This is a genomic window from Hymenobacter persicinus (assembly GCF_004167665.1).
In the GTDB taxonomy this organism is placed as follows: Bacteria; Bacteroidota; Bacteroidia; order Cytophagales; family Hymenobacteraceae; genus Hymenobacter; species Hymenobacter persicinus.
Genome location: NZ_SEWE01000064.1, coordinates 1 through 21,664 on the forward strand (window position 1 = coordinate 1; position 21,664 = coordinate 21,664).

Genomic DNA, 21,664 nt, shown 5'->3' on the forward strand with positions numbered 1-21,664 from the left:
GGCGGGCGTGACGGTGGAAACCGGCCTGCTGGAGGCGGAAGGCCGCTGGCTGAACCGGCGCTTTTTCACGTTTCAGGAAAAGCAGCGTCCTTATATCGTGCTGAAGTGGGCCGAAACCGCCGACGGCTACCTGGCCGGGCCCTATTTTCAGCCGGTGCGCATCAGCGGGGAAATAGCTCACCTGGCCACTCACCAGTGGCGCACCGAGGAGCAGGCCATCCTGGTGGGCACCCGCACGGCCCTGCACGACAACCCCCGCCTGAATGCCCGCAACTGGCCCGGCCAGGACCCGATTCGCATCGTTATCGACAAAAACCTGAGCCTGCCGCCCTCCCACCACCTGTTCGATGCGCAGCAGCCCACGCTGGTGTACACCTACCGCAGCCGCCCGACCCAAGGCAACCTGGGCTACATCACCCTGTCGGAGGCCGACGACTTGTTTCCCCAGCTGTTGGCCAACCTGCACCAGCGCAACGTGCAGTCGGTGCTGGTGGAGGGTGGGCCTACGGTGCTCAGCTCCCTGCTCCGCGACGGACTCTGGGACGAGATGCGCGTCATTCGCAGCCCCCGCACCCTGGGCGGCGGCATCCCGGCACCCCGGCACGGCCTCTCGGGCCTGCATGAGCAGTTTCGCCTCGGCGAAGACGAGGTGTTCGTGTATTTGAAACCTTAGCGGTGAGTTCGTGATTTAGCGACGTAGTGAGTGCGTTGGTTAACTCGCTCCCGTGAGCTCACACCTCCCCACTTCACCAGTTCACCACCTCACAAGTTCCCCGCATGGCCGAAGAGCTCATTCTCGATACGACGCTTACCAAAGCGGAAAAATACCGCCAGCTGCTGCCCCAGATCGAGGCCCTCACCGCCGGGGAGCCCGACCTGACGGCCAACCTGGCCAATACCGCCGCCGCCCTGCGCCAGGCCTTCGGGTTTTTCTGGGTCGGGTTTTACCTGGTAAAAGGCGAGGAGCTGGTACTCGGGCCGTTCCAGGGCCCCATTGCTTGCACCCGCATTCGGCTCGGCAAGGGCGTGTGCGGGGCCAGCTGGGCCCAGGCCCGCACCCTGCTCGTGCCCGACGTGGAGCAGTTTCCCGGCCATATTGCCTGCAGTTCCGAGTCGAAGTCGGAAATCGTGGTGCCCATCATCCGGGATGGCCGCGTGGTGGCCGTGCTCGACGTGGACAGCGACTTGCTCAACGACTTCGACTATGACGACCAGCAGGCCCTGGAGCAGCTCATGCCGCTGATGGCCAGCTGGTTTTAAGCCCCGCCTAGCTGACCCAGGCGGGTACCACCGAAAGGCGCTACCTTGCCGGCCGGCCTATTTTCTCCGCTCCTTTCTACTCTCCTCTGCTATGAAAACTCGCTTTTACCGCCTGGGCGACTGGCGGCGCAACCTGCTGCTGGTTACGGCCGCGGCCAGCTTGGCCGGGCTGCCCGCCTGCTCTTCCGACTCCCGCGGCACCGACGAAGCCGTTACCGACGACTGGGGCGGCGAAACCTACAGCGAGGGCGTCATCACGGAAATGACCGAGGTGAAGCCCGGGGAGTGGAAAGTAACGGCCGAGCGGCCGGCCGGCAAGGAGGAAGTGGCCGCCATCCTGCACCACCACGACGGCAAGGTCGACACGCTCCAGGGGCAGGCCCTGCAAAAGCAGATGCAGGACTACAGCCGCCGGATGCCCGAAAACCGGGTGGCCGGCACTGGGATGATGGACATTCTGATGTGGAGCGGCATTGGCTACATGGCCGGCCGCTACATGACGCCCAACCCCGGGGCCTACGCCAATCCGGGTGTGATGCAGGGCAACCAGGGCTGGCGGCAGAACATCATGCGCGAACGGGAGCAACAGGGCCGCGGCTTCTACGGCCGGGGCTTCTCGGGCGCCCGCAGCTCCCGCACGGCGGGCATTCAGGAAAGCCGGACTTTCTCGCGCAGCGCCTACCGCGGCACCTACCGCAGTTCGGCTCCCGCGGGCCGGAGCAGCGGCTTCGGCTCCCGCAGCAGTTCCCGGGGCTTCGGCGGTTTCGGCGGCTGAGTCGTTGCCGGGGCGCTGCCCGCCCGTTGGTTTTTTCTTCTCTTGCCGCTTTTCCTGCCATGATTCGTTTGCTTCCCCTTACCGGCGACGTCACGCCCGCCATTCGCCAGCTGGGCTGGGACTGGGCCGTGGAAGATGCCTGCGCCACTTACCTGGCGCCCGAAGCCGTGGAGTTGCCCGCTGCCGAAGCGGAAGCTCTGCTCGAAGCCGCCGACACGCTCTACGACCTGCTGGTGCAGGCTATTCCGGACCCGATTCCCGACGAGTTGCTCCAGATTCTGGCCATCCCGCCCAACCTCTGGGCTACCGTGCGCCACTCCTGGAACGACGACCGGCACTGGCACCTCTACGGCCGCTTCGACCTGGCCGCCACCCCGGACGGCATCAAGCTGCTGGAATTCAACGCCGACACGGCCACCAGCCTGCCCGAAACGGCCGTGGTGCAGTGGGCCAGCCTGGTGGCGGCGGGCTACACCGAGGAAGAGCGGCAGGCCAATGGCTTGTTTGAGGGCCTGCAGGGCCAGCTCGAGGAGTGGCGCGCCCTCAACCCCGACCTCGACAACAGCCTGCTGCTGGTGCACCTGCCTGACAGCGCCGAGGACGAAACCAACTGCGCCCTCGTGGCCGAGGCCGCCCGGGCCGCTGGGTTTGCCAGCGTGCACGTTGCGTCCGTCGATGATATGCGGGTGGTGAGCCAGGGGGCCGACCGGGGCGTGTGGGCCCCCAGCGCCCCCGACCAGTGGCAGCGCTTCGGCTTTCTGTTCAAACTCGTGCCTTGGGAGATTCTGGCCGCCGAGGAGCCCGCCCTCACCCAGGATTTGACCGACCTATTGCTCAGCCGCGACGTTATTGTGGCCAATCCGGCTTACAGCTTGCTGTTTCAGAGCAAAGGCATTCTGGCCTGGCTCTGGCAGGCATTTCCCCACCACCCGCTGCTGCTCGAAGCTGCCCTGCAGCCTCTGCCCGGGCACCAGGTTCGCAAGCCCCTGCTGGGCCGCGAGGGCCAGAACGTGACCGAAGTATTGCCCGACGGACAGCCCGGCACCACCCTCGACGGGGAGTTTGGCCGCCAGCCCCAGCTCTACCAGCGCTGGGCGGAGCTCCCAACCGACGCGCGGGGCCGCCGCTACCAGGCCGGCGTTTTCTGGGCCGGCGAGGCCTGCGCCCTGAGTTTCCGCCGGGATGCGGGCTTTATCACCAACCTCTCGGAATTCGTGCCTCATTTACTGAGCTGATTTCTCCGAAAGCCCCTAAACCAGCACGGCCGCCTTGGTTTAGGGCGGCCGTGCTGGCAGGTAAAAATAACGTTAAGCAAGCGGCAAAGCCCGCTTTTGCGGCTTAGAACAACGATGCCGGGCTGGTTTTGAGTTGGGCAATAATGGTTTGTCCGCCTTTCACCTTCTCACCAATCTGCACTTTCACCTCGGTATCGACGGGGACGAAAATATCGACTCGGGAGCCGAACTTGATGAAGCCGAACTCTTCGCCCTGGCTTACTTCGTCGCCTTCATTGACATACCACACGATGCGGCGGGCCATGGCGCCGGCAATCTGGCGAAACAGCACAAACGGCCCCACTTCTGACTCGACCACCACGGTGGTCCGCTCGTTTTTGGTGCTGCTCTTCGGGTGCCAGGCCACCAGGTAGTTGCCGGGATGATATTTGAAGTAGCGCACAATACCCGAAATTGGGTTGCGGGTGATGTGCACGTTGATGGGCGACATGAAAATGCTGATCTGCTTACGCATATCATCAAAATACTCCGGCTCGTGCACGTCCTCAATGACCACCACCTTCCCGTCGGCGGGCGCGATGATCAGGTCTTCGTGGGTGAACAGACGCCGGGCCGGGCTGCGGAAAAACTGCAGCAGGATCAGGAAGGCAACGACCGAGGCCCCCGCAAAAATGCGGTTGAAAGCCACGGCAGGCCGGTTGAACTGAAACAGCAGCAGGTTGATGGCCAGCAACGCCAGCAGGGTAAAAAAGAGTATTCGTCGGCCTTCTTTGTGAATTTTCATGAGGTGGCGGCAACTGAGCGAGTAGCTGTCGGGCGTATGGCTGGTAGTGGGGAGTAAGGCAAAAGAAAGAGCAAAGTAACGACAGGAAGCGTAAAGCTCATGCACGGAGCCAGCCAGCTACCAAACGGCCCACTCAACCCTAACGGGTCGGGTGGGCCGTAAGTTCGGCTCACTGCTCAGCTCGGGGCCGGAGCAGCGGGGCGGATTTTAGAAGCCGCCGCGGAATTTGTAGGTCTGCGCTACCTTGTCGATGGCCACCACGTAGGCGGCGATGCGCATCGGAATCTTGTATTTCTGGCTCGTGGCGTACACTTTCTCGAAGGCATCGGACATAATCCGGTCGGCGCGCTCGGTCACCATTTCTTCGGTCCACTTGAAGCCCTGGCGGTTTTGCACCCACTCGAAGTAGGAAACGGTTACCCCGCCGGAGTTGGCCAGGATGTCGGGCACCACCATGATGCCTTTCTCGTTGATAATCGGGTCAGCCGAGGCCGAGGTCGGGCCGTTGGCGCCTTCCACGATGAGCTTGGCTTTGATATTGTGGGCGTTGTGCTCGTTGATAACGTCTTCCACGGCGGCGGGTACCAGCACGTCCACGTCGGTGGTCAGCAGGTCGTCGGCGTTTTCCATCAGCACGGCGCCCTGGAAGCCGTCGAGGCGGCCCTTGTGCTCGTTTTTGTACGCAATGGCCTCGTCGATGTTGATGCCATTCTCATTCCAGTAGGCCCCGCTCACGTCGGACACGGCCTTGATGGTCACGCCCTGTTCGCAGAGGAGCTTGGCGGCCCAGGAGCCCACGTTGCCGAAGCCCTGCACCGCCGCCGTAGCTTTCTTGGGGTCCATGCCCAGCTTCTTCATGGCGGCCAAAGCCGACACCATCACGCCGCGGCCGGTGGCCTCGGTGCGACCCAGCGAGCCACCCATTACCAGGGGCTTACCGGTGACAACGGCAGGCGAAGTAGCACCCACAGTCTTGCTGAACTCATCCATCAGCCAGGCCATTTCGCGGGGACCGGTGCCCATATCGGGGGCCGGAATATCTTTATCGGGACCGAAAACGTCTTTCAGGGCCAGCGTGTAGCCGCGGGTCAGACGCTCGATTTCGCCGGCGCTCATCGTGGTCGGCTCGCAGATGATACCACCTTTGGCACCGCCGTAGGGAATATCCACCACGGCGCACTTCCAGGTCATCCAGGCGGCCAGGGCCTTCACCTCGTCGAGGTGCACGTTCTTGTCGTAGCGGATGCCGCCTTTCGAAGGGCCCAGGATGGTGTTGTGCACCACGCGGTAGCCTTCAAACACACGGACCTTGCCGTTGTCCATCGTGACGGGAATATGCACAATCACCTGTTTGTCAGGCGCTTTCAGAACGTTATACGTTTCTTCATCGAGGCCCAGGATTTCCGTGGCCACGTTGAAGCGCGACATCATGGACTCGAGGGGGTTTTCGGCATCGACGCGGGGAGCCGGTTCTTTGTACACCGTGGTGGCAGCCATACGGAAGTAAGATAAGGTTGGAATGGGTGGGAAAACGGTGGCCGTTCAGCGGTGGGAAGCCGGAACCGACCCCGGAATTGAGGGCTCAAAGGTAGTAGGAATATGGCATACGCAGCCAGCCCCGCACCGGATACGGCCCGAGGTCCGGAACGGACGGCTCCCGGCAAAACCGACTACGCTGTTACGTTTGGTTAGCCCAGCAGCAATTGCAGCAGCGCCAGCACGGGCAGAATAAACAGAAAGGCGTCGAACCGGTCGAGCAGGCCGCCGTGTCCGGGCATGATGGTGCCGGAGTCCTTCACCCCCACGCTGCGCTTGAGCATGGATTCGGCCAAGTCGCCGAGCGGACCAAAGACGGCCACCGCCCCGGCCGCCACCAGCCGGTAGGTCAACGACAGCTCGGGCAGCAGGAAATAGCCCAAAGCCCAGCCCATAACCAACGTGAGCACAAAGCCCCCAACGGCGCCTTCCCAAGTTTTGCCGGGTGAAATGCTCGGGGCCAGCTTGTGACGGCCAAACGTCTTGCCCGCCGCGTAGGCCCCGATATCGGAGCACCAAACCAGAAACAGCAGGGCGAAGATGCGGCGGTAGTCGTAGGGGCCGCTGCCCCCAAACGCTATGACGCTCAGCAAGCTCATCGGCAGACTCACGTAGAGCAAGCCCAGCAGCGCTACGCCCACGTTGGCGAAAGGCGTAAGCTCCTTGTTTTCCCGGGGCCAGGAATACATTTCGCGCAAAATCAGTAGCACCGGCAGCAACAGGCCTAAGGCAATCAGCACGTCGGCTATTAAGGTGCCCTGCGGAAAGTGAGCCTCTGCGCTGGTAGGAGCCGGAACCAGTGGCGGGTAGATGGTGGCGCCCACCCCAGCATTGAGGCAGAAGATGCCGGCAAAAAACACCAGGCTCAGACTTACGCCCAGAATAGCCGCCGGCTTGTAGCCCGCCTTCTGCATCATGCGGTAATACTCGAGCAGCATCTTGGCCTGCACGGCGGCGAAGAACAGGGCAAACGTCCAGGCCCCGTACCACACCGAGCCCAGCAGCAGGGCTGCCCCGATGACGCCGAAAATAACGCGCTGCGCCAGGTTGGACATCGGCTTTTTGTCCTCGGTAGGCTGGTCGGGAACGGGCGGGGTGGCGGGCGTGGCGGAAACGGGCAAGGAGGCGGGATTCAGGGTAATAGGTAAACTAATGCTGGGGCGTCGGCGCGTCGGGGCCCGGAGGCGCCGATTCTACGACTACGCCCTTGCTGCCCAGGGTGTGGCGCACGGTGGGCTCGGCGTCGGCGGCGGCTACGGCCACCCCGTGGCTGCTGATAACGTGCATCTCGGTGGGCGGGGCCACCAGCTCGGCCCGCCAGCGCTGGTGCAGGAAGTAAAGCAGGTACGCCGTAAACAGCAGCGAGGCGAGCATCCAGGGCCAGGGCAGGCTGTCGGTGGAGTCAGGGTCGAAGGTGGAGGCCGTCCACTCGCGCTGCTGCAGGTAGAGCAGCAGCAGCTGGAAGGCATTCTGGGTGAAGTGGGCCACCATGGGCACCAGAATATTGCCGCTCCACTCGTACAGATAACCCAGAATCAGGCCCAGCACGAAGCGCGGCACGAAGCCGAAGAACTGCTGGTGAATGGCGCTGAAGATGAACGCCGCCAGCCACACGCCCGCGTGCCGGGAGCCGAACCACTGCACCAGATTACGCTGAATTACGCCCCGAAATAGCAGTTCCTCACTGATGGCTGGCACAACGGCAATAACCAGCAGGCCCACCAGAAACCGCGTCGTCGTGTTGAAGCGCGTCAGAAACGTGGTCAGTCCTTGTGCCTGGTTTTCCTTGGCCCGCGCCCACTGCTCAAAGCCGTGCAGGAATTCTGGAAAGTGAACTTTAGCATTCCACTCTATTATCCCCGACATGGCGGGAATGCTGCCCAGGATCAACAGCGCCGCCGCCGCTACCCACACCCACGACACCGGACGGCGGGGCATAAAATACTCCTCCCAGCTATAACCCATCAGCGCCACCAGTGCTAGGGCTGAACAGCCGAAGGCGCCAAACAGCAACAAGCCTTGGGAAAGCATCACCACCTCCCAGCCGTGCGGGTGCGCCGCCGGATTTTGGGCGACATTCCCTATTTCTGACAGCTTGACGCCGTATACCAGATAGCCGATTACACTGAACAGGAAGCCCGCCACACAAGCGGCCGCGAACATGAGCACCAGCAGCAGCAGCAGGTTTACCACGGGGTGCAAGCGGCTGGACACGAAACCTTTCATGGGCGGGTGGTGGTTACGAAGACTTGGAAGTGTCGTAAATTTGCGCAAAGTCCTGTAATAGCATTCCCTGTGGTACACATCCGCGACATAGTTCTGCCTGATTTTCCGTTGTTGCTGGCTCCGATGGAGGACGTTTCGGACCCGCCGTTCCGGGCCGTATGCAAGGCCAACGGCGCCGATTTGATGTACACCGAATTTATTTCCTCGGAAGGCCTGATCCGCGACGCGGCCAAAAGCCGCAAGAAGCTCGACGTGTTCGACTACGAGCGGCCCATCGGCATCCAGCTCTTCGGCTCCGACGTGGAAACCATGGGCGAGTGCGCCCGCATCAGCACCCTGGCCGGCCCCGACCTGATTGATATCAACTACGGCTGCCCGGTGAAGCAGGTGGCCTGCCGGGGCGCGGGTGCCGCCCTGCTGCGCGACATTCCCAAGATGGTGGAAATGACCAGCGCGGTAGTGAAAGCCACGCATTTGCCCGTGACGGTGAAAACCCGTCTGGGCTGGGACGAGAATACGCTCAACGTGGAGGAAGTGGCCGAGCGGCTCCAGGACGCGGGCATTGAGGCCCTGACCATTCACGGCCGCACCCGGGTGCAGATGTACAAGGGCGACGCCGACTGGCGCCTGATTGCCAAAATCAAGGAAAACCCCCGCATCAAAATCCCGATCTTCGGCAACGGCGACATCGACTCACCGCAAAAGGCGCTGGAATACAAGAACCGCTACGGCGTCGACGGCATCATGGTGGGGCGCGCCAGCATCGGTTACCCCTGGATTTTCCGCGAAATCAAGCACTTCGTGGCCACCGGCGAGCTGCTGGCCCCGCCCACGGTGGAGGAGCGGGTGGCCATGTGCCGGATGCACTTCGAGAAAAGCATCGAGTGGAAGGGCGAGCGGGCCGGCATCCTGGAAATGCGCCGCCACTACGCCCACTACTTCCGCGGGCTGGAAGGGGCCAAGCAGTGGCGCATGCGCCTGGTCGAGACGTACTCGCCCGACGAGGTGCAGGCTATCCTGGAAGAAATCACCGCCGCCGAGCCGGTGCTGGTGGGCTAGACGTTTTTCGCGCGCCGCTTCCTGATTTTTCTTCTTTGGCAATGTCATGCTGAGCGAAGTCGAAGCATCTCGCGGGCTGTCGTTGGGTTAGTTATCCGACGCCGCCACGCGAGCTGCTTCGACTTCGCTCAGCATGACGTTCTTTTTAACACATTTCTCTCTTCCCACCCCACCATGTCCCCCACTCCTACCGCCCCGGCCGTTACGGCGGCGCCCGAAACCACGCCGGTGGCGGCGCCCCCGCCCCACCGTACGCCGGCCTCGGCCTGGATTCTGCTGCTCACCCTGGCCACCATCTGGGGTACGTCGTTTATTCTGATGAAAAAGGGGCTGGTGGTGTTTTCGGCTATGGAGCTGGGCGCCTGCCGGGTTACGGTGGCCGCCCTGATTCTGCTGCCCTTTGCCGTCAGGCACCTGCCCCAACTCGAGCGCAGCCGCATTCAGTGGCTGGTGCTGGCCGGCGTGGTCGGCACCCTGATTCCGGCTTTCCTGTTTGCCTACGCCGAAACCAAGCTGGCCTCCGGACTGGCCGGGGTGCTCAACGCGCTGACGGCCGTCTTCACGCTGCTGGTGGGGGCGCTGTTTTTCGGGCAGAAGCTTACCCCCCTGCGGGTGCTGGGCATTGCCCTGGGCTTGGTGGGCACGGTGGTGCTGATGCTGCTCGGCGGCAGCGGGGGCGCGGCCACGCCCAGCGGGGAAGGCAACGCCTGGTATGGCCTCTACATCGTGCTGGCCACCATGGGCTACGGGGTGAGTGTGAACGTGATTAAAAACCGCCTGCACGGTATTGCGCCCCTGGCCGTGACGGGGCTGCTGCTGCTGTTCATCGGCGGACCGGCCCTGGCGTACCTGCTGCTGGGCACCGAGTTCGTCTATAAGCTGCAGCACGTGCCCGGGGCCTGGAAAGCCTTCGGCTACATTGCCCTGCTGGCCACGATGAGCACGGCCGTCGCCATGGTGCTCTTCAACAAGCTTATTCACCAGTCCACGGCCCTGTTTGCCGCTTCTAATACCTATCTGGTGCCCATCATGGCCCTGGCCTGGGGCGTGCTCGACGGCGAAGCCTTCAACCTCTGGCACCTGCTGGGCATGGTCATTATCCTGATCAGCGTGGCTATCATTCACCGGGCGAAGTAGCGTTCAGAGCTTAGAACTTAAAGCCGTTCGAACGATTCTCAGTTTTAAGCTCTAGTATCTAAGCTCGAATTTAAAACGCTGCCGTCAGCCCGAACTGCACCCAGGCGTGACGGCGGCTGCCCTTGAATTCGGGTGTAATCCAGACGGCGGAAGTGCGCAGGCTCACGCCGCCGTACGCGGCAACCAAACTGGTCGTGGCCTGCCCCACGGTGCGCGCAATCTGGCGGGCCGACAGGGTGTAGGGACTGGAACGGTTGAGCAGGCCACCCTGCATCGTGGCATTATAGCCCACCACCCGGCCCTGCACCTGTCCGGAGGCGTAGAGCTGGAGCTTTTGCCCGACCGTCCGCGTAGGTCCCGTTTGCGTGCCCAGGTTGCGGAAGTACGGGTCCATTTTGCCTACCCGCAGCAGCAGCCCCGCTTCGCCAAACGTGTTGAGCGTGCCAACCGAGGCCTGGGCCGAACCAATCAGCTCGGCAGCACGGCCGGCGGCCAGCAACTGCTTATCGTAGCCCACGGTGTAGCCCAGCACGAGGTCGTTGCGCACCTGGAAATCCCAGCCCCGGGGCGTGGGCGCGTCGATGAGGCGGTGTACGTACGTCTGGAAGCCCTTGGCCCCGGCCGCCGGCCCGATAAAGCCGAGGTCCAGGCCCGAAGTCAGGCGCTGGTGTCGGGCTTCGTCGGTGGCAATGCGGTAGAGCGAGGCGTAGATGTAGGACGCATAAGGCCGGTCGCCGCGGCGGATGGTGTCGTCCTGGATGCGCAGGGGCGTGAATCCGTCGTAGGAAATCTTTATTCCATAGCGGTTTACGGCTCCGGCCGGGCCGGGCAGCAAGATCTTGTTCACCGGCGACCTGGCAAACACCGGCAGCACCACGTTCAGGCTCATGCCCTGGGTGAAGTAGTAGTCGGTGCGGAAAAAGGCGTCGTTGGCAAACGTATACTGGATGAGCCGGTCGGGGCTGGTGGGGCGGTCGGGCGTCTGCGCGTAAGCCGCGGGCAGCAGGCCGAGCAGAACCAGCCCGAGTAGGAAGCGCGTCGTTGGATTCATAAGGAAATGGTACCGCCCAAAGCCGGCCGGCAGACCCATGTACGCCACCGTTGCCGCCGCTGGTTTGCCCCCGCCTCCGCCCCTAGCTAGCCAGCAAGCTGCACCATCCCCGCCACTTCCTGCAGCGGCCCCGCGTCGATTAGGGCCTGCACCACGCCGTCAATCTGCTGTCGGGCCTCGGGGCCGGGGCGAGGGAAGCCCAGCAGCCGCGCCACTGCCAGCACCAGAGCCGCCCTTTCCAGCCCAAAGCTGTGCTGCACCACCGTCAACACGGCGCGGCCCAGCTCCTCAGCAGCCACGAAGCCCAGCTTGCGCGAGGCAGCCGGCAGGGCGCTCCGGTCGCGCAGGAGCACCTTCTGCGCCGACATGCCCGGGCTCCACAGAAACTCTCCTTCGGGTCGGACGTGGCGTAGGTTGCTGGCCAGTCGAACGGCGGCCTGCACGCTGGCCCGAATGCGGGAGCCTACCTGCGTGGCTCCGCTGGCCAGGGCCAGCCGCCGCGTCACTTCATCCAGATGCACGGGGCTTTCCACCGCCACCACCTGCGCCACCCAGGTAGCCAACCGAGCCATCGGGTGCTGGTGCAGCTCCCGCTCCCGGATGGCGGCAGGCAGCTGGGCCCGTTGGTAGGGCTCAGCCAACGGCAGAGGCTCGGCCGGCACCACCTCCCGCTCGATGCCCGCCGGGGCCGCCGCTTCGGGCCGCGGCCCTGCTTCCGGCCCCTCCGACTCGTCGAGGGCGGCAAGGCGGCAAGCCTGCTCAATGGCTTGCACAGCCCGCTCGGTTTCTCCGGTCGGGTCGCGCAGCCAGTCGGGGCTCCAGATGCGGTGCAGGCGCCAGCCCACGCTTTTGAGCACCTGCTGGCGCAGACGGTCCCGGTCACGGGCCGAGCGGGCCGAGTGGTACATGGCCCCGTCGCACTCAATGCCCAGCGCGTAGTGCCCGGGACGCGCGGGGTCTTCCACGGCCAGGTCGATAAAAAAGCCTTGGGAGCCAATCTGGGGGTGCACGAGGTAGCCGCGGGCGGTGAGGGCGCGGTGCACGGCCTGCTCAAACGGCGACTCCGCAGCCCGGCTCGGGTCGGCACCGTGGCGCAGCACCCCGCGCTGGGCATAGCGCAAGAAAACCTGGAAGGCCGCCACGCCGCCGGTCTGCGGGTTCTGGTCGCGCACCCGGCTCAGGTCGAGGTCGTCGGCGGTGAGGTTGGTGAAGACTTCGCAGCGCTGCCGGGCCCGGGTGATGAGCACGTTGAGGCGGCGGGCCCCGCCCTGCTGGCCCAGCGGACCGAAGTTCATGGCCAGGTAGCCGTCCCGGGTGCGGCCGTAGCCCACGCTGATCAGAATCACGTCCCGCTCGTCGCCCTGCACGTTTTCCAGGTTTTTCACGAAGAACGGCTCGTGGGGGTGGCGGTTGAAAAACGCTTCGGTATCGGGATGGCGGCGGCGCAGCATCTCCAGCGCCTCCTGAATGGCTTGGCGCTGGGCAGTGCTGAAGGCCACCACGCCCAGGGTGAGCTGGGGCGTGGTGCGGGCGTGACGGAGCACGGCTTCGGCCACCGCGGCGGCTTCCAGCGGATTGGTACGGGTGGTGCCTCGCTCGTAGTACGTGTCGGGCAGGTGATGGTAGACCAGTCCGAGCTGCTCCTGCCCGCCGGGGCTGGGGAAAATGATTAGCTGGTCGTCGTAAGACAGGTGGTTGGAGGCGACAATCAACGACTGGTGCCGGCTACGGTAGTGCCAGCGCAGCATCCGCTCGGGCATCTGGCGAGCCTTGCACAGCTCCAGTATGCTCTGGATGTCGGCCGTCACGTTGTCCTCGTCGGCGTCTTCCCCGCTGCCGGTGAGCGAGTCGAAAAACGCCGTGGGCGGCAGTTGCTTCGAGTCGCCGACCACCACCAGCTGCCGGCCGCGGGCAATGGCGCCCAGCGCATCCACGGGCTTTACTTGGCTGGCCTCGTCGAACACCACCAGGTCGAAGTCGACGGCACCCGGGGGCAGGTAGCCGGCCACCGACAGCGGCGACATCATAAACACGGGCTTGATGGCCTGAATGGCGCGGCCGGCCTGCTGCATGAGCTTGCGCAGGGGCAGGTGGCGGGTTTTCTTGGCAAACTCATTTTTGAGCAGCAACATCTGCCCGCTGGCCCCGTGGGAGGTGGGCAACTGGCTGAAGTGCTGCTGCAGAGCCCGGACGCGGTGGAAGTAAAGCGAGTCGGCGTCGGCCCGGCGGAAGCGGGCGGCGGTTTCCTCGTGGCTGGCGCGCTCAAACTGGCGCAGGGCCGGGTGCTCGGCGTAGGCTTGCTGCAGCAAGAATTCCAGCCAGGTCTGGCGCACGGCCGCCGTCAGCAGCTTGGCGGCGGGCTCCCACTTTTCGGCCAGCGTCAGCAACTCCGGCAGCTGCTCCTGCGCTACGGCCGCCGCCACGTTGTTCCACTCCACCACCAGGCGCAGGGCCGGTAACTCGGCCGCCCAGCGCTGCAAGGTGGCCAGCTGGGCGGCAAAAGGTTGGAATTGCAACCGGCCATCGGGGCCAAAGCGGCGGGCCTCGTTGAGCTGCAATGCTTCAACTACGGCCTGTACAGCGGTGCGGTGCCGGGCCAGGGCTGTTTCCAGGGCGGCCAGCGCAGCAGCTACGGCGGTGGGGGACGAGGCGGAAGCCAGGTAGGGCAGCAGCTCGGTGGGCAGCTCGTGGCGGGCCAGACGCTGGTGGGTGAGCGTGAGGTAGCGCTGGGTTTTGGTCAGCGCGGACCAGGCGGACCGCTCGCCCTGCCAGCGCGGGCCAAACAGGCGGCTCAGTAGCAGCTCGGCCGTGGCGAGGGTTCGGGCGTGGCGGGCGGATTCGTGCAGGGCATCAATGGTTTGCACCACCACGGTCGGCTCGGCGGGCAGAAGGCCGTGCCAGAGGCTTTGCAGGCGCTTACGGGCCTGACGGTAGTCGCCGTGCAGGGCTTTCCACCATTTGTCGCCGTAAGCCAGAAAGGCCGCACGCTCCGGCAGCAACTCCAAGTTCCAGGCTGCGGGCAGCACCGTAGCGGCGTACCGGCCGCGCAGCTCGGCGTAAGCGGCGCCGGCCGCCAGCACCTCAATCAAGAAACTGGACTGAGTAAGCCAAGCCGGGTCGGTGACGGCGGCCCCGGCCAGGTCTGGCGCGAGCTGGGCATGGCGGGCGGCGGGCAGCAGCGCCTCGGCGGCGGCACGGTCGGTGGCGGCCGCCAAACCAAGGGAATGGGCCAAAGCTTCAGCGGCGGCTTGCAGCGCCGCTACCGCTTCGGCGGCTTCGTGCAGACGGGTCGCCACCACGTTCAGGGCGGCGGGCAGCAGCACGGTCAGCTCGCTGCCCCAGAAGAGCAGCTGGCGCGGCACCCCTATTTTTTGCAGCGTGGCCTGCACGCGGGCGGCCAGGGCTTCGGTATGGGCGGCGTCGGCATCAGTCCACTCGGCCAGGCCGGTAAATGGCAAGCGCGGCAGCTCGGTTGCGCCCCGCTCCTCGCCCAGCTTCAGCAGCTCACCCACTACCTGCTGGGCGGTGCGGCGGCTGCGGCCCAGGGGCGCATTTACGGCCCGGGCGTAGGCATTGAGGGCGGCGCGGTAGCGGGGCAGCTGGCTTAGCTGGTCCTCGACCTGTACCGCGGCGGCAGGTTTTCCGAGGGCCAGGGTTTGCTGCAGTTCGTCGTGGAGGGCTTTTTTGTTGGCTTTGTGGCTGTGCAGTTCCAGGCAGGCCGCGCCCAGGCCCAGGTGGTCGAGGCGGCGCTTTACTACTTCCAGGGCGGCCATTTTCTCGGCCACGAACAGCACCTTTTTGCCCGCCCCGATGCACTCGGCCAGCAGGTTGGCAATGGTCTGGGACTTGCCCGTGCCGGGCGGACCCTGAATAATGAGGTTGCGCCCCTCGTGCACGGCCAGCAACGCCAGCAGCTGCGACGAGTCGGCGTCGAGCACTTGGTGCAGGGCGTGGGCGGAGCTGTCGGTGTCCAGAAAAGTCGTGTCGTCGAGGCTGGGCGGGGCGTCACGGAAGCCGGTATCGGGGCCGAGCAGGGCCTGGATGGCCGGGTGCCCAAGCAGGGGCGCCGCGGCGGGCCAGCGGGCGGGGTCTAGGTCGCGGTAGAGCAGCAGCTTGCCAAAGGAGAAAAACCCCAGGGCAATGGCGTCGGGCTGCACCCGCCAGCGCGCCAAGCCAGCTACGGCCGCAGCTACGGCCCCAAAATACTCGGCCAGGCGCAGTTCGTCATCCGGTTCGGGCAGGGGCAGCCGAACCCCGAAGCCAGCGCGTAGCCGGGCCTGCAACGACAGGTTGCCTTCCACGTCGGCCCCGGTGTAGCGGAGGCGAAACCGCTCGGCGGCCGTACCCCGCTCCAGCAGCACGGGCACCAGCAGCAGCGGGGCCTGCCGGGGCTCCGGGCTGGCGTCGGACTCAAACCAAGTGAGCTGGCCCAGGGCTAGGTACAGGATGTTGACGCCCTGCTCTTCGAGGCTGGTGCGGGCGGCGTAGTAGGTGTTGAGCAGGCGGGTTTCGAGCCGGGCCGGCAGCTCGGCGGTTTGCAGCCGGTAGTCGGCCTCCGGCGCCTGGCGCCCCGCTTCACTGCTTCCCGCCAGTGGACCGACTTCACCTTCGAACGGCGCGGCGGCAGCCGACGCTTCTGCTTCGCCGGCCGCTCCTTCGGCAGTAATACTATTGGGCTTCCTGGCCTCGGGGGCCGCCAGGAAGCCCAGGGCTTTGCTTTGGCGCACCAGCAGCTCATACACCTCTCCCGACTCCTCCCCGACCACCGTCAGCCCACGGGCCGGCGAGGGGCGCAGGTTCAGCAGCGGGTTGCGCAGCCCCAGGTCGAGCAGTTCCTCGCGGGAAGCCTGCAGGCGGGCAAGCAGCAGATGATCCGCCGAAGCAGACGGGTTTTCGGAATCAGACACGGCGGGGCAGTACGGATTGGCAGCGAAGATAAAGCCTGCCCGCCCAACCGGACCCCGCCCCGGCGGCAGCGGTCAGGACGGGAGCTTCGGTTCGCAGCCCGGCACCTGCTCCAACCCGTAGTACACCGGCAGGCCCCACGCCCGGGCCAGGCGCACATCTTCGTCGGCACCGGCGGAGGGGCCGGGCAGGCGCAGCACGGCCTCACAATGGGCCAGCAGGCGGTGAGCCGCCGGGTACAGGATTTCGTCGTAGGCGGCTTCGCCCGGGCGGGTTGCGCCGGCCAGCCGCAGCAGCGGCAGCGCCACCCACTCCCCGATTATGGGCAGGTGGCCCGCCCGAAACAAGGGCAGCGCGGCCGCTTCGAGGCGGCTGAGGTTGGCGGCCATCAGGGCCGGGTCGTCGTTGGTACCGCTGCGGTAGGGGCCGGCAATCAGAATCAGCATCGGGTGGCGCGTTAGGCGGGTTGGTGGGTGAGCTGCTGCAGGCGCAGGTGCTGGAGCAGCATGATGGTTTTGCCGTCCTGGATCTGGCCGGTGGTCACCATGCCCAATGCCTCGGTCAGGGGCATTTCCAGCACGTCAATTTCTTCTTCCCCGATGCCACCGCCGGCCCGGCGCTCAGTGGCGGCGGAGTACTCGGCCAGGTAGAAAAACAGGCGCTCCGTCACCGAGCCGGGGCTCATGTAGGCTTCCATCACTTTCTGCACGGCCGTGAGCCGGTAGCCGGTTTCCTCTTCCGTTTCGCGCACGATGGCCGCATCGGGGTGTTCATCGTCGAGCAGGCCGGCGCAGGTTTCGATGAGCAGTCCCGTCGGGTTGCCGTTGACAAACGTGGGCAGGCGAAACTGCCGGGTCAGGATAACCGTGTCGGCGGCGGGGTTGTGCAGCAGAATGGTGGCGCCGTTGCCCCGGTCGTAGGCCTCGCGGGAGTGGGTTTCCCAGGTGCCGTTTTTTCGTTGGTAGTCGAAGGTAATTTTCCGCAGCGTGTACCAGTTGTCGGACAAGACGGTTTGGTTACGGAGTCGAATTCGTTCGTTTGTGCCAGGCTGAATGTTCATTTTTGTTCGAATGTGTTTATTTGTGATTGATTACAGCAAACTACCATTCGCTCATGAATTTCCAACTCCGCAAGCACTACCTGCTCACCACGCTGGAGCAGCACCGCAGCGTTTCAGTGGTCGAGGCGGCCCAGCATCTGAACACCACCCCGATTACCATTCGGCGCGACCTGGCGCAGCTGGCCAAACAGGGCCTGGTGGTGCGCACCCACGGCGGCGCGGTGCTGCCGGGCCTGACCAAGCACCCGGTGGCCTTTGCCCGCAAAGCCGACCGGCGCCTGGCTCAGAAGCAAGCCATCTGCCGGCTGGCCGCCGCGCACATCACCGAGGGCGACTTCATCTACATCGACTGCGGCAGCACCACCTTTGGCCTGTGCGCCCTGATCCGGCAGCTGTCCATCCGGGTGCTGACCAACTCGCTGCCGGTGCTGGCGGAGCTGGCGGGCTCGGCAGTGCAGCTGGTGGTGGTAGGTGGCGAGGTCGACCGGGAGCGGCAGGCCATGCACGGCGCCACGGCAGTGGACTACCTGGCGCGCTATTCCGTGGATAAGGCCTTCGTGGGCACGGATGGCCTGTCGGTGCAGCGCGGGCTGAGTGCCAACAGCGAGCAGGAAGCCACCATCACCCGGGCCGCCATGGCCGCGGCCCGCCACGTATTTCTGCTCTGCGACTCCAGCAAGCTGGAGCAGGACAAGTACCTGCAATTTGCCCCGCTTTCGGCCATTGGCACGCTGATAACCGACCAGCAGGCAACCGCCGAAGTCCTGGCCCGCTACCGGGAAAGCGGCGTGACGGTCCTGTCGTAGCGAGGCCCAAAACCCTCAAAACCAGGCATAAAAAAACGGGGCCGCTGTAGCTGCCCCGTTTTTTGGTGGAAGAAAGAAGGCGCTTAAGGCTGCCCGCCCCCGCCCATGGCCCCGTACACCTGGCCGGTGGCGTAGCTGGCGTCGTTGGCGGCGAGCTGCACGTAGATGGAAGCCAGCTCCACGGGCTGTCCGGGCCGGCCCATGGGCGTTTTCTCCCCGAACTTGACCAGGTTTTCCTGGGTCGAGCCGCCGCTGACCTGCAGGGGCGTCCAGATGGGACCGGGCGCCACCCCGTTGACCCGGATGCCTTTCGGGGCCAGCTGCTTGGCCAACGAGCGGACGTAGTTGGTGGTAGCGGCCTTGGTTTGGGCGTAGTCGTAGAGGTTGGCCGAAGGGTCCATGGCCTGCTCCGAGGTAGTGCCGATGATGGACGAGCCGGGTTGCAGGTGGGGCAAGGCGGCCTTGATAATCCAGAACGGGGCGTAGATGTTGGTTTTCATCGTCGCGTCGAAGTCCTCGGTGGTCAGCTCCAGAATGGACTGGCGCTGCTGCTGGCGGGCGGCGTTGTTGACCACAATGTCGAGGCCGCCGAGCTGCTTGACGGCCTCGTCCACGAGGCGCTTGCAGAAAGCTTCGTCGCGCAGGTCGCCGGGAATGGCTACGGCTTTCTGGCCGGCGGCTTTGATCAGGGCCACCACTTCCTTGGCGTCGGCCTCTTCGGCGGGCAGGTAGTTGATGGCCACGTCGGCACCCTCACGGGCGTAGGCAATGGCCGCGGCCCGGCCCATACCGGAGTCACCGCCCGTAATCAGGGCTTTGCGGCCCTTCAGTCGGCCCGAGCCCTTGTAGCTTTTCTCGCCGTGGTCGGGCTTGGGGTCCATCTGGCCCGCTAGCCCCGGCCAGGGCTGCGACTGGCTTTTAAACGGGGGCCGCGGATACTTCGTGTTCGGGTTTTCCAGCTTGTCGGCGGGTGCAGCACTGCCGGCTTCCGCGGCCACCGCCGACAGAGGGGTCACGGCGGCCACGGCCAGGCTGGCCCCGATGCCGCCGATGACCTGGCGGCGGCTAAGCTTGTTTTCTTCCTGCATAATATAAGGCGGTTGGTTGAGTTGGGGTTGTCAGAGTTAGGAAAGAGTATACCGCCGGCGCGCAGGCAGGGTTGGGACGGTTCAGCTTCGGAGCCTCGTAAGTTCGGTCTACTGCTCCACGAAAAAGCCGCGCCGCAGTGAGCGGATGCCGCAGCATCCGTCACCGCAGCGCGGCTTAAATTCTTGCTGAACGCCGCTGCCAGCTTACCGGCGGCGGCTTCCGGGTGCTACTGCTTTAAGCAGTCCCTGCTGTTCATCGCACGCTCAGGCGCAGCGCCGCAGCGCCGCTCCGCACGATGTACACCCCCCGCGGGAACGACGGCGGCAGCCGCAGGGCCGTAGTACCGGCCGCATCAGCCGTGGCCGTGAGTACGAGGCGGCCCAGGGCATCGTACACCTGCACCGCGGTGCCGGGTGACGTTCCCGTGAGCATGGCCCCGCCGGTAGTCGGGTTCGGAAACAGCGCTAGCCCGGTCTCGACAGTAGGGGCGACAATGCGGACGGGAGAGTAGCTGGCCGTGCCGTCGTGGTCGACCTGGCGCAGCCGGTAATAAACGAGCTTCGCGCCGTAGCCCAGCAGCTGCTGGTCCTGGAACTGGTAGTCGGTGCGGCGGGTAGTGGTGCCCCGGCTGGCCACGGTGCCCACCGGGCGGAAGTGAGTGCCATCGGAGCTAGCCTCCACCGCGAAATGGTCGCTGTTCTTTTCGGAGGCCGTCGCCCAGCGCAGGAGCGCCGCACTACCGGCTTGCTCGGCCGTGAAGCTCACCAGCTCCACGGGCAGCGGGGAGGAGCCCAGCGTGCCAATAACCGTCTGGCTGAACGAGGTGACCGGGAAGGTCACCGTGCCGGCCGTAGCATTGGCGGCCGTGGCCGAAATCGGCGCGTCGAAGGCGCCGTCGGCGTTGCTGCCGCGCTTAAACAGCTTCAGGTTCGCCGGCGTAGCCGCGTCGGCCGCGCTGATGTCGGCGGCCGTGAGCGTGTAGGTGACGTTGGCCGAGGCGAAGCTGCCGCCGCTGTACTTGTCCACAATCCAGTAGGCCGGGGTGTAGGTCGTGACTAGCCCCGTGGTTGTAGGCTGGGTGCCCAGGGGCTTGCCGTCGAGGCGGAACACGACGGTTTCCGAGCTGCCTGTCACGCCGGTGAAGGCCATGCTGACGTTGGTGCCCGAGAAGTTATAGCTCGTGTTGGCCGCCACCACCTGGAGGTTGGCCGTGCCGGAGCTCACCGGGGCCGTGCTGGTCACGCGCGTGGCCCCCGTCAGGGTGCCCACCGCATTGCTGATAACGTCGAGGGTCGTGGTGCCCGCGTCGTTGAACTGCATGTACGACACCAGGTTGAGCTCCGTGCCGGTGAGGGTGAGGTGGCGCATCCGGCGGAACTCAATCTGACCCAGGGCGCGGTTCCACTGGCTGACCTCGTCGATGTCGCCGGGGAAGTTGTTGCTGGCCGCCGCAGCAATGTTGCCGACGAAGTTGACGCGGGTGGCGGCCGGGATACCGCTGGCGCTGGCGCTGCCGACACTCTCCCCGTCGAGGAAAATCGTGAGCGTGGCCCCGTTGTAGGTCACGCCCACGTAGTGCCACTCATTAGCCGTGACGGTGTTCGGGCCGGTTTGCGTGCTGAAGGCGTTGCTGCCCGTGCCGAAGCCCGCCCCGAGGCGGCCGTTGCCGGTCACGTAGAGGTAGGGCGCGGCCGCGTTGCCGGTGCCATTGCCCAGCACGTAGTACGGGGTGCTGCCCGTGCCGATAGCCGGCTTGATCCAGGCTACCTGGCTGTAGGCGCCGCCCGTGCCGGTGTTCAGCAGCGGGGCCGGGTTGGGGCTGGCGCTGAAGTCTACGTAGCCCGGCGTGACATCACCGGTGAAGCGCAGCGCAGTGCCGGCCACGCGGGTGCTGCGCACGATCTGGCGGCTGCCGGCCGGGTCCGGGTTAGCCGGGTTGCGCGTGCTCGGGAACGAGCCGTCGAACAGGGTAAAGGAGGGCGCGGTAGCATCGAGCAGGTTGCCGTTCGTCGCGTCAACGGCTACGTCATAAGCCAGCCAGAAGTAGTTGGTGCCCGTAACCAGCTGCCGGGTCCCGGTGATGGTGAAGGTGCCGTTGGGGTTAGCTAGGGCCGAGCCGAAGGGATTGGTGGCGGCGAAGGTGGAACTCGTGCCGGTGTAGTACACCCGGGCAGCCGCAATGTCGGCCGGGGTGGTGCTGCCGGTGGTGGTGAAGGTGAACGAGGTAGCGCTAATCGGCGCATCCGGCCCGCCGCCAATGACGATGGCCACCCGCAGAATCTCCTGGTTGGCGCTGCCCGCCACCACGCGCGCCGTATTGGGCTGCGCGACTGCGCTGCTGGAGTAGGTAGCCGGTACCTGCGTCGTGAAGGTGTTGGTGGGGCTGGGGGCACTCACCAACTGGCCCGGCAGCTGGGCCGTGGCGTATATCGTGTGGGTGCCGCTGGTCAGAGCCGGCAGGCCGGAGTAGGTCCGGATCCAGGTGCCGCCCGAGGTGGGGGTGACGGCTGCGCCCACCTGCACCCCGTCGATGTACACCCGTACCGTGCTACCAACCACAGCCGTGCCAAGGGACGTGGGGGTGCTGTTGGTCGTGGCGCCGTTGGAGGGGATGGTGACAGTCGGGGACACCGTCGTGGGCGGGTTGTAGGTGACGCTGTACGGGCTGCTGGCCGAGTTCGGGGTGTTATTGCCGTCTTGGGCCACGCTGGCGGCCAGGCTCACCGTGGTGGCCGTGCCGA

Annotated in this window: 17 protein-coding genes; 7 read left to right on the top strand and 10 right to left on the bottom strand. The window is 65.3% G+C overall.

All coding sequences use genetic code 11. The features are described 5' to 3' along the window. The 4 genes from EWM57_RS19450 to EWM57_RS19465 all read left to right on the top strand — a co-directional run. Positions 1–673, top strand: a 673-nt coding sequence (locus EWM57_RS19450; protein ID WP_129922980.1) for a RibD family protein, incomplete at its 5' end; no start/stop codon positions are given. A gap of 104 nt (positions 674–777) precedes the next feature. Beyond that, positions 778–1,260 carry a GAF domain-containing protein gene (locus EWM57_RS19455; RefSeq protein WP_129921771.1) on the top strand — a complete coding sequence of 161 codons (483 nt, stop codon included), beginning with the start codon at positions 778–780 and terminating at the stop codon, positions 1,258–1,260. A 91-nt stretch (positions 1,261–1,351) separates the two neighbouring features. Further along, positions 1,352–2,035, top strand: coding sequence for a hypothetical protein (locus EWM57_RS19460; protein WP_129922981.1), 684 nt, complete (start codon positions 1,352–1,354; stop codon positions 2,033–2,035). 59 nt (positions 2,036–2,094) lie between these two features. Next, positions 2,095–3,270, top strand: coding sequence for a glutathionylspermidine synthase family protein (locus EWM57_RS19465; protein WP_129922982.1), 1,176 nt, complete (start codon positions 2,095–2,097; stop codon positions 3,268–3,270). 103 nt (positions 3,271–3,373) lie between these two features. Here EWM57_RS19465 and EWM57_RS19470 read toward each other — a convergent pair whose 3' ends face one another. The 4 genes from EWM57_RS19470 to EWM57_RS19485 form a co-directional block, all read right to left on the bottom strand. Further along, entirely contained in the window at positions 3,374–4,054 is a 681-nt protein-coding gene (locus EWM57_RS19470) for a phosphatidylserine decarboxylase family protein (RefSeq protein ID WP_129922983.1), read from the bottom strand. A 207-nt stretch (positions 4,055–4,261) separates the two neighbouring features. Next, entirely contained in the window at positions 4,262–5,551 is a 1,290-nt protein-coding gene (locus EWM57_RS19475; RefSeq protein ID WP_129922984.1) for a Glu/Leu/Phe/Val family dehydrogenase, read from the bottom strand. A 191-nt stretch (positions 5,552–5,742) separates the two neighbouring features. Continuing rightward, positions 5,743–6,711, bottom strand: coding sequence for a phosphatidate cytidylyltransferase (locus EWM57_RS19480; protein WP_129922985.1), 969 nt, complete (start codon positions 6,709–6,711; stop codon positions 5,743–5,745). 28 nt (positions 6,712–6,739) lie between these two features. Continuing rightward, the gene (locus EWM57_RS19485; protein ID WP_129922986.1) at positions 6,740–7,816 is read right to left on the bottom strand and encodes a CPBP family intramembrane glutamic endopeptidase; all 1,077 of its coding nucleotides are present in this window, start codon (positions 7,814–7,816) and stop codon (positions 6,740–6,742) included. Between the two features lie 69 nt (positions 7,817–7,885). On the opposite strand from EWM57_RS19485, the gene dusB reads away from it, so the two are divergent. Together dusB and EWM57_RS19495 are read left to right on the top strand one after the other, a co-directional pair. After that, complete coding sequence (gene dusB, locus EWM57_RS19490) at positions 7,886–8,875, top strand: tRNA dihydrouridine synthase DusB (RefSeq protein WP_129922987.1); 990 nt, start codon at positions 7,886–7,888, stop codon at positions 8,873–8,875. 174 nt (positions 8,876–9,049) lie between these two features. Continuing rightward, positions 9,050–10,012: a DMT family transporter gene (locus tag EWM57_RS19495; protein WP_129922988.1), complete on the top strand. Its 963-nt coding sequence runs from the start codon at positions 9,050–9,052 to the stop codon at positions 10,010–10,012. Positions 10,013–10,082: 70 nt separating this feature from the next. On the opposite strand, the gene EWM57_RS19500 is transcribed toward EWM57_RS19495, so the two are convergent. The 4 genes from EWM57_RS19500 to nudK all read right to left on the bottom strand — a co-directional run bounded on the left by EWM57_RS19500 (position 10,083) and on the right by nudK (position 17,028). Then, positions 10,083–11,063 (bottom strand): lipid A deacylase LpxR family protein, encoded by a 981-nt coding sequence (locus EWM57_RS19500; protein ID WP_165370581.1) that lies wholly within the window; start codon positions 11,061–11,063, stop codon positions 10,083–10,085. A gap of 86 nt (positions 11,064–11,149) precedes the next feature. After that, a complete protein-coding gene (locus tag EWM57_RS19505; RefSeq protein ID WP_129922990.1) occupies positions 11,150–15,970 on the bottom strand; it encodes a DUF3320 domain-containing protein in 4,821 nt (1,606 codons plus the stop codon). 72 nt (positions 15,971–16,042) lie between these two features. After that, entirely contained in the window at positions 16,043–16,414 is a 372-nt protein-coding gene (locus EWM57_RS19510) for a DUF4406 domain-containing protein (RefSeq protein ID WP_129922991.1), read from the bottom strand. 11 nt (positions 16,415–16,425) lie between these two features. Then, positions 16,426–17,028 (bottom strand): GDP-mannose pyrophosphatase NudK, encoded by a 603-nt coding sequence (nudK, locus tag EWM57_RS19515; RefSeq protein WP_129922992.1) that lies wholly within the window; start codon positions 17,026–17,028, stop codon positions 16,426–16,428. Positions 17,029–17,081: 53 nt separating this feature from the next. Here nudK and EWM57_RS19520 point away from each other — a divergent pair, with 53 nt between their 5' ends. Continuing rightward, positions 17,082–17,834: a DeoR/GlpR family DNA-binding transcription regulator gene (locus tag EWM57_RS19520; protein WP_129922993.1), complete on the top strand. Its 753-nt coding sequence runs from the start codon at positions 17,082–17,084 to the stop codon at positions 17,832–17,834. An 83-nt stretch (positions 17,835–17,917) separates the two neighbouring features. Here EWM57_RS19520 and EWM57_RS19525 read toward each other — a convergent pair whose 3' ends face one another. After that, complete coding sequence (locus EWM57_RS19525) at positions 17,918–18,922, bottom strand: SDR family oxidoreductase (RefSeq protein ID WP_129922994.1); 1,005 nt, start codon at positions 18,920–18,922, stop codon at positions 17,918–17,920. A gap of 253 nt (positions 18,923–19,175) precedes the next feature. Beyond that, the coding region (locus EWM57_RS19530; RefSeq protein ID WP_129922995.1) for a LamG-like jellyroll fold domain-containing protein at positions 19,176–21,664 on the bottom strand (2,489 nt) is incomplete at its 5' end.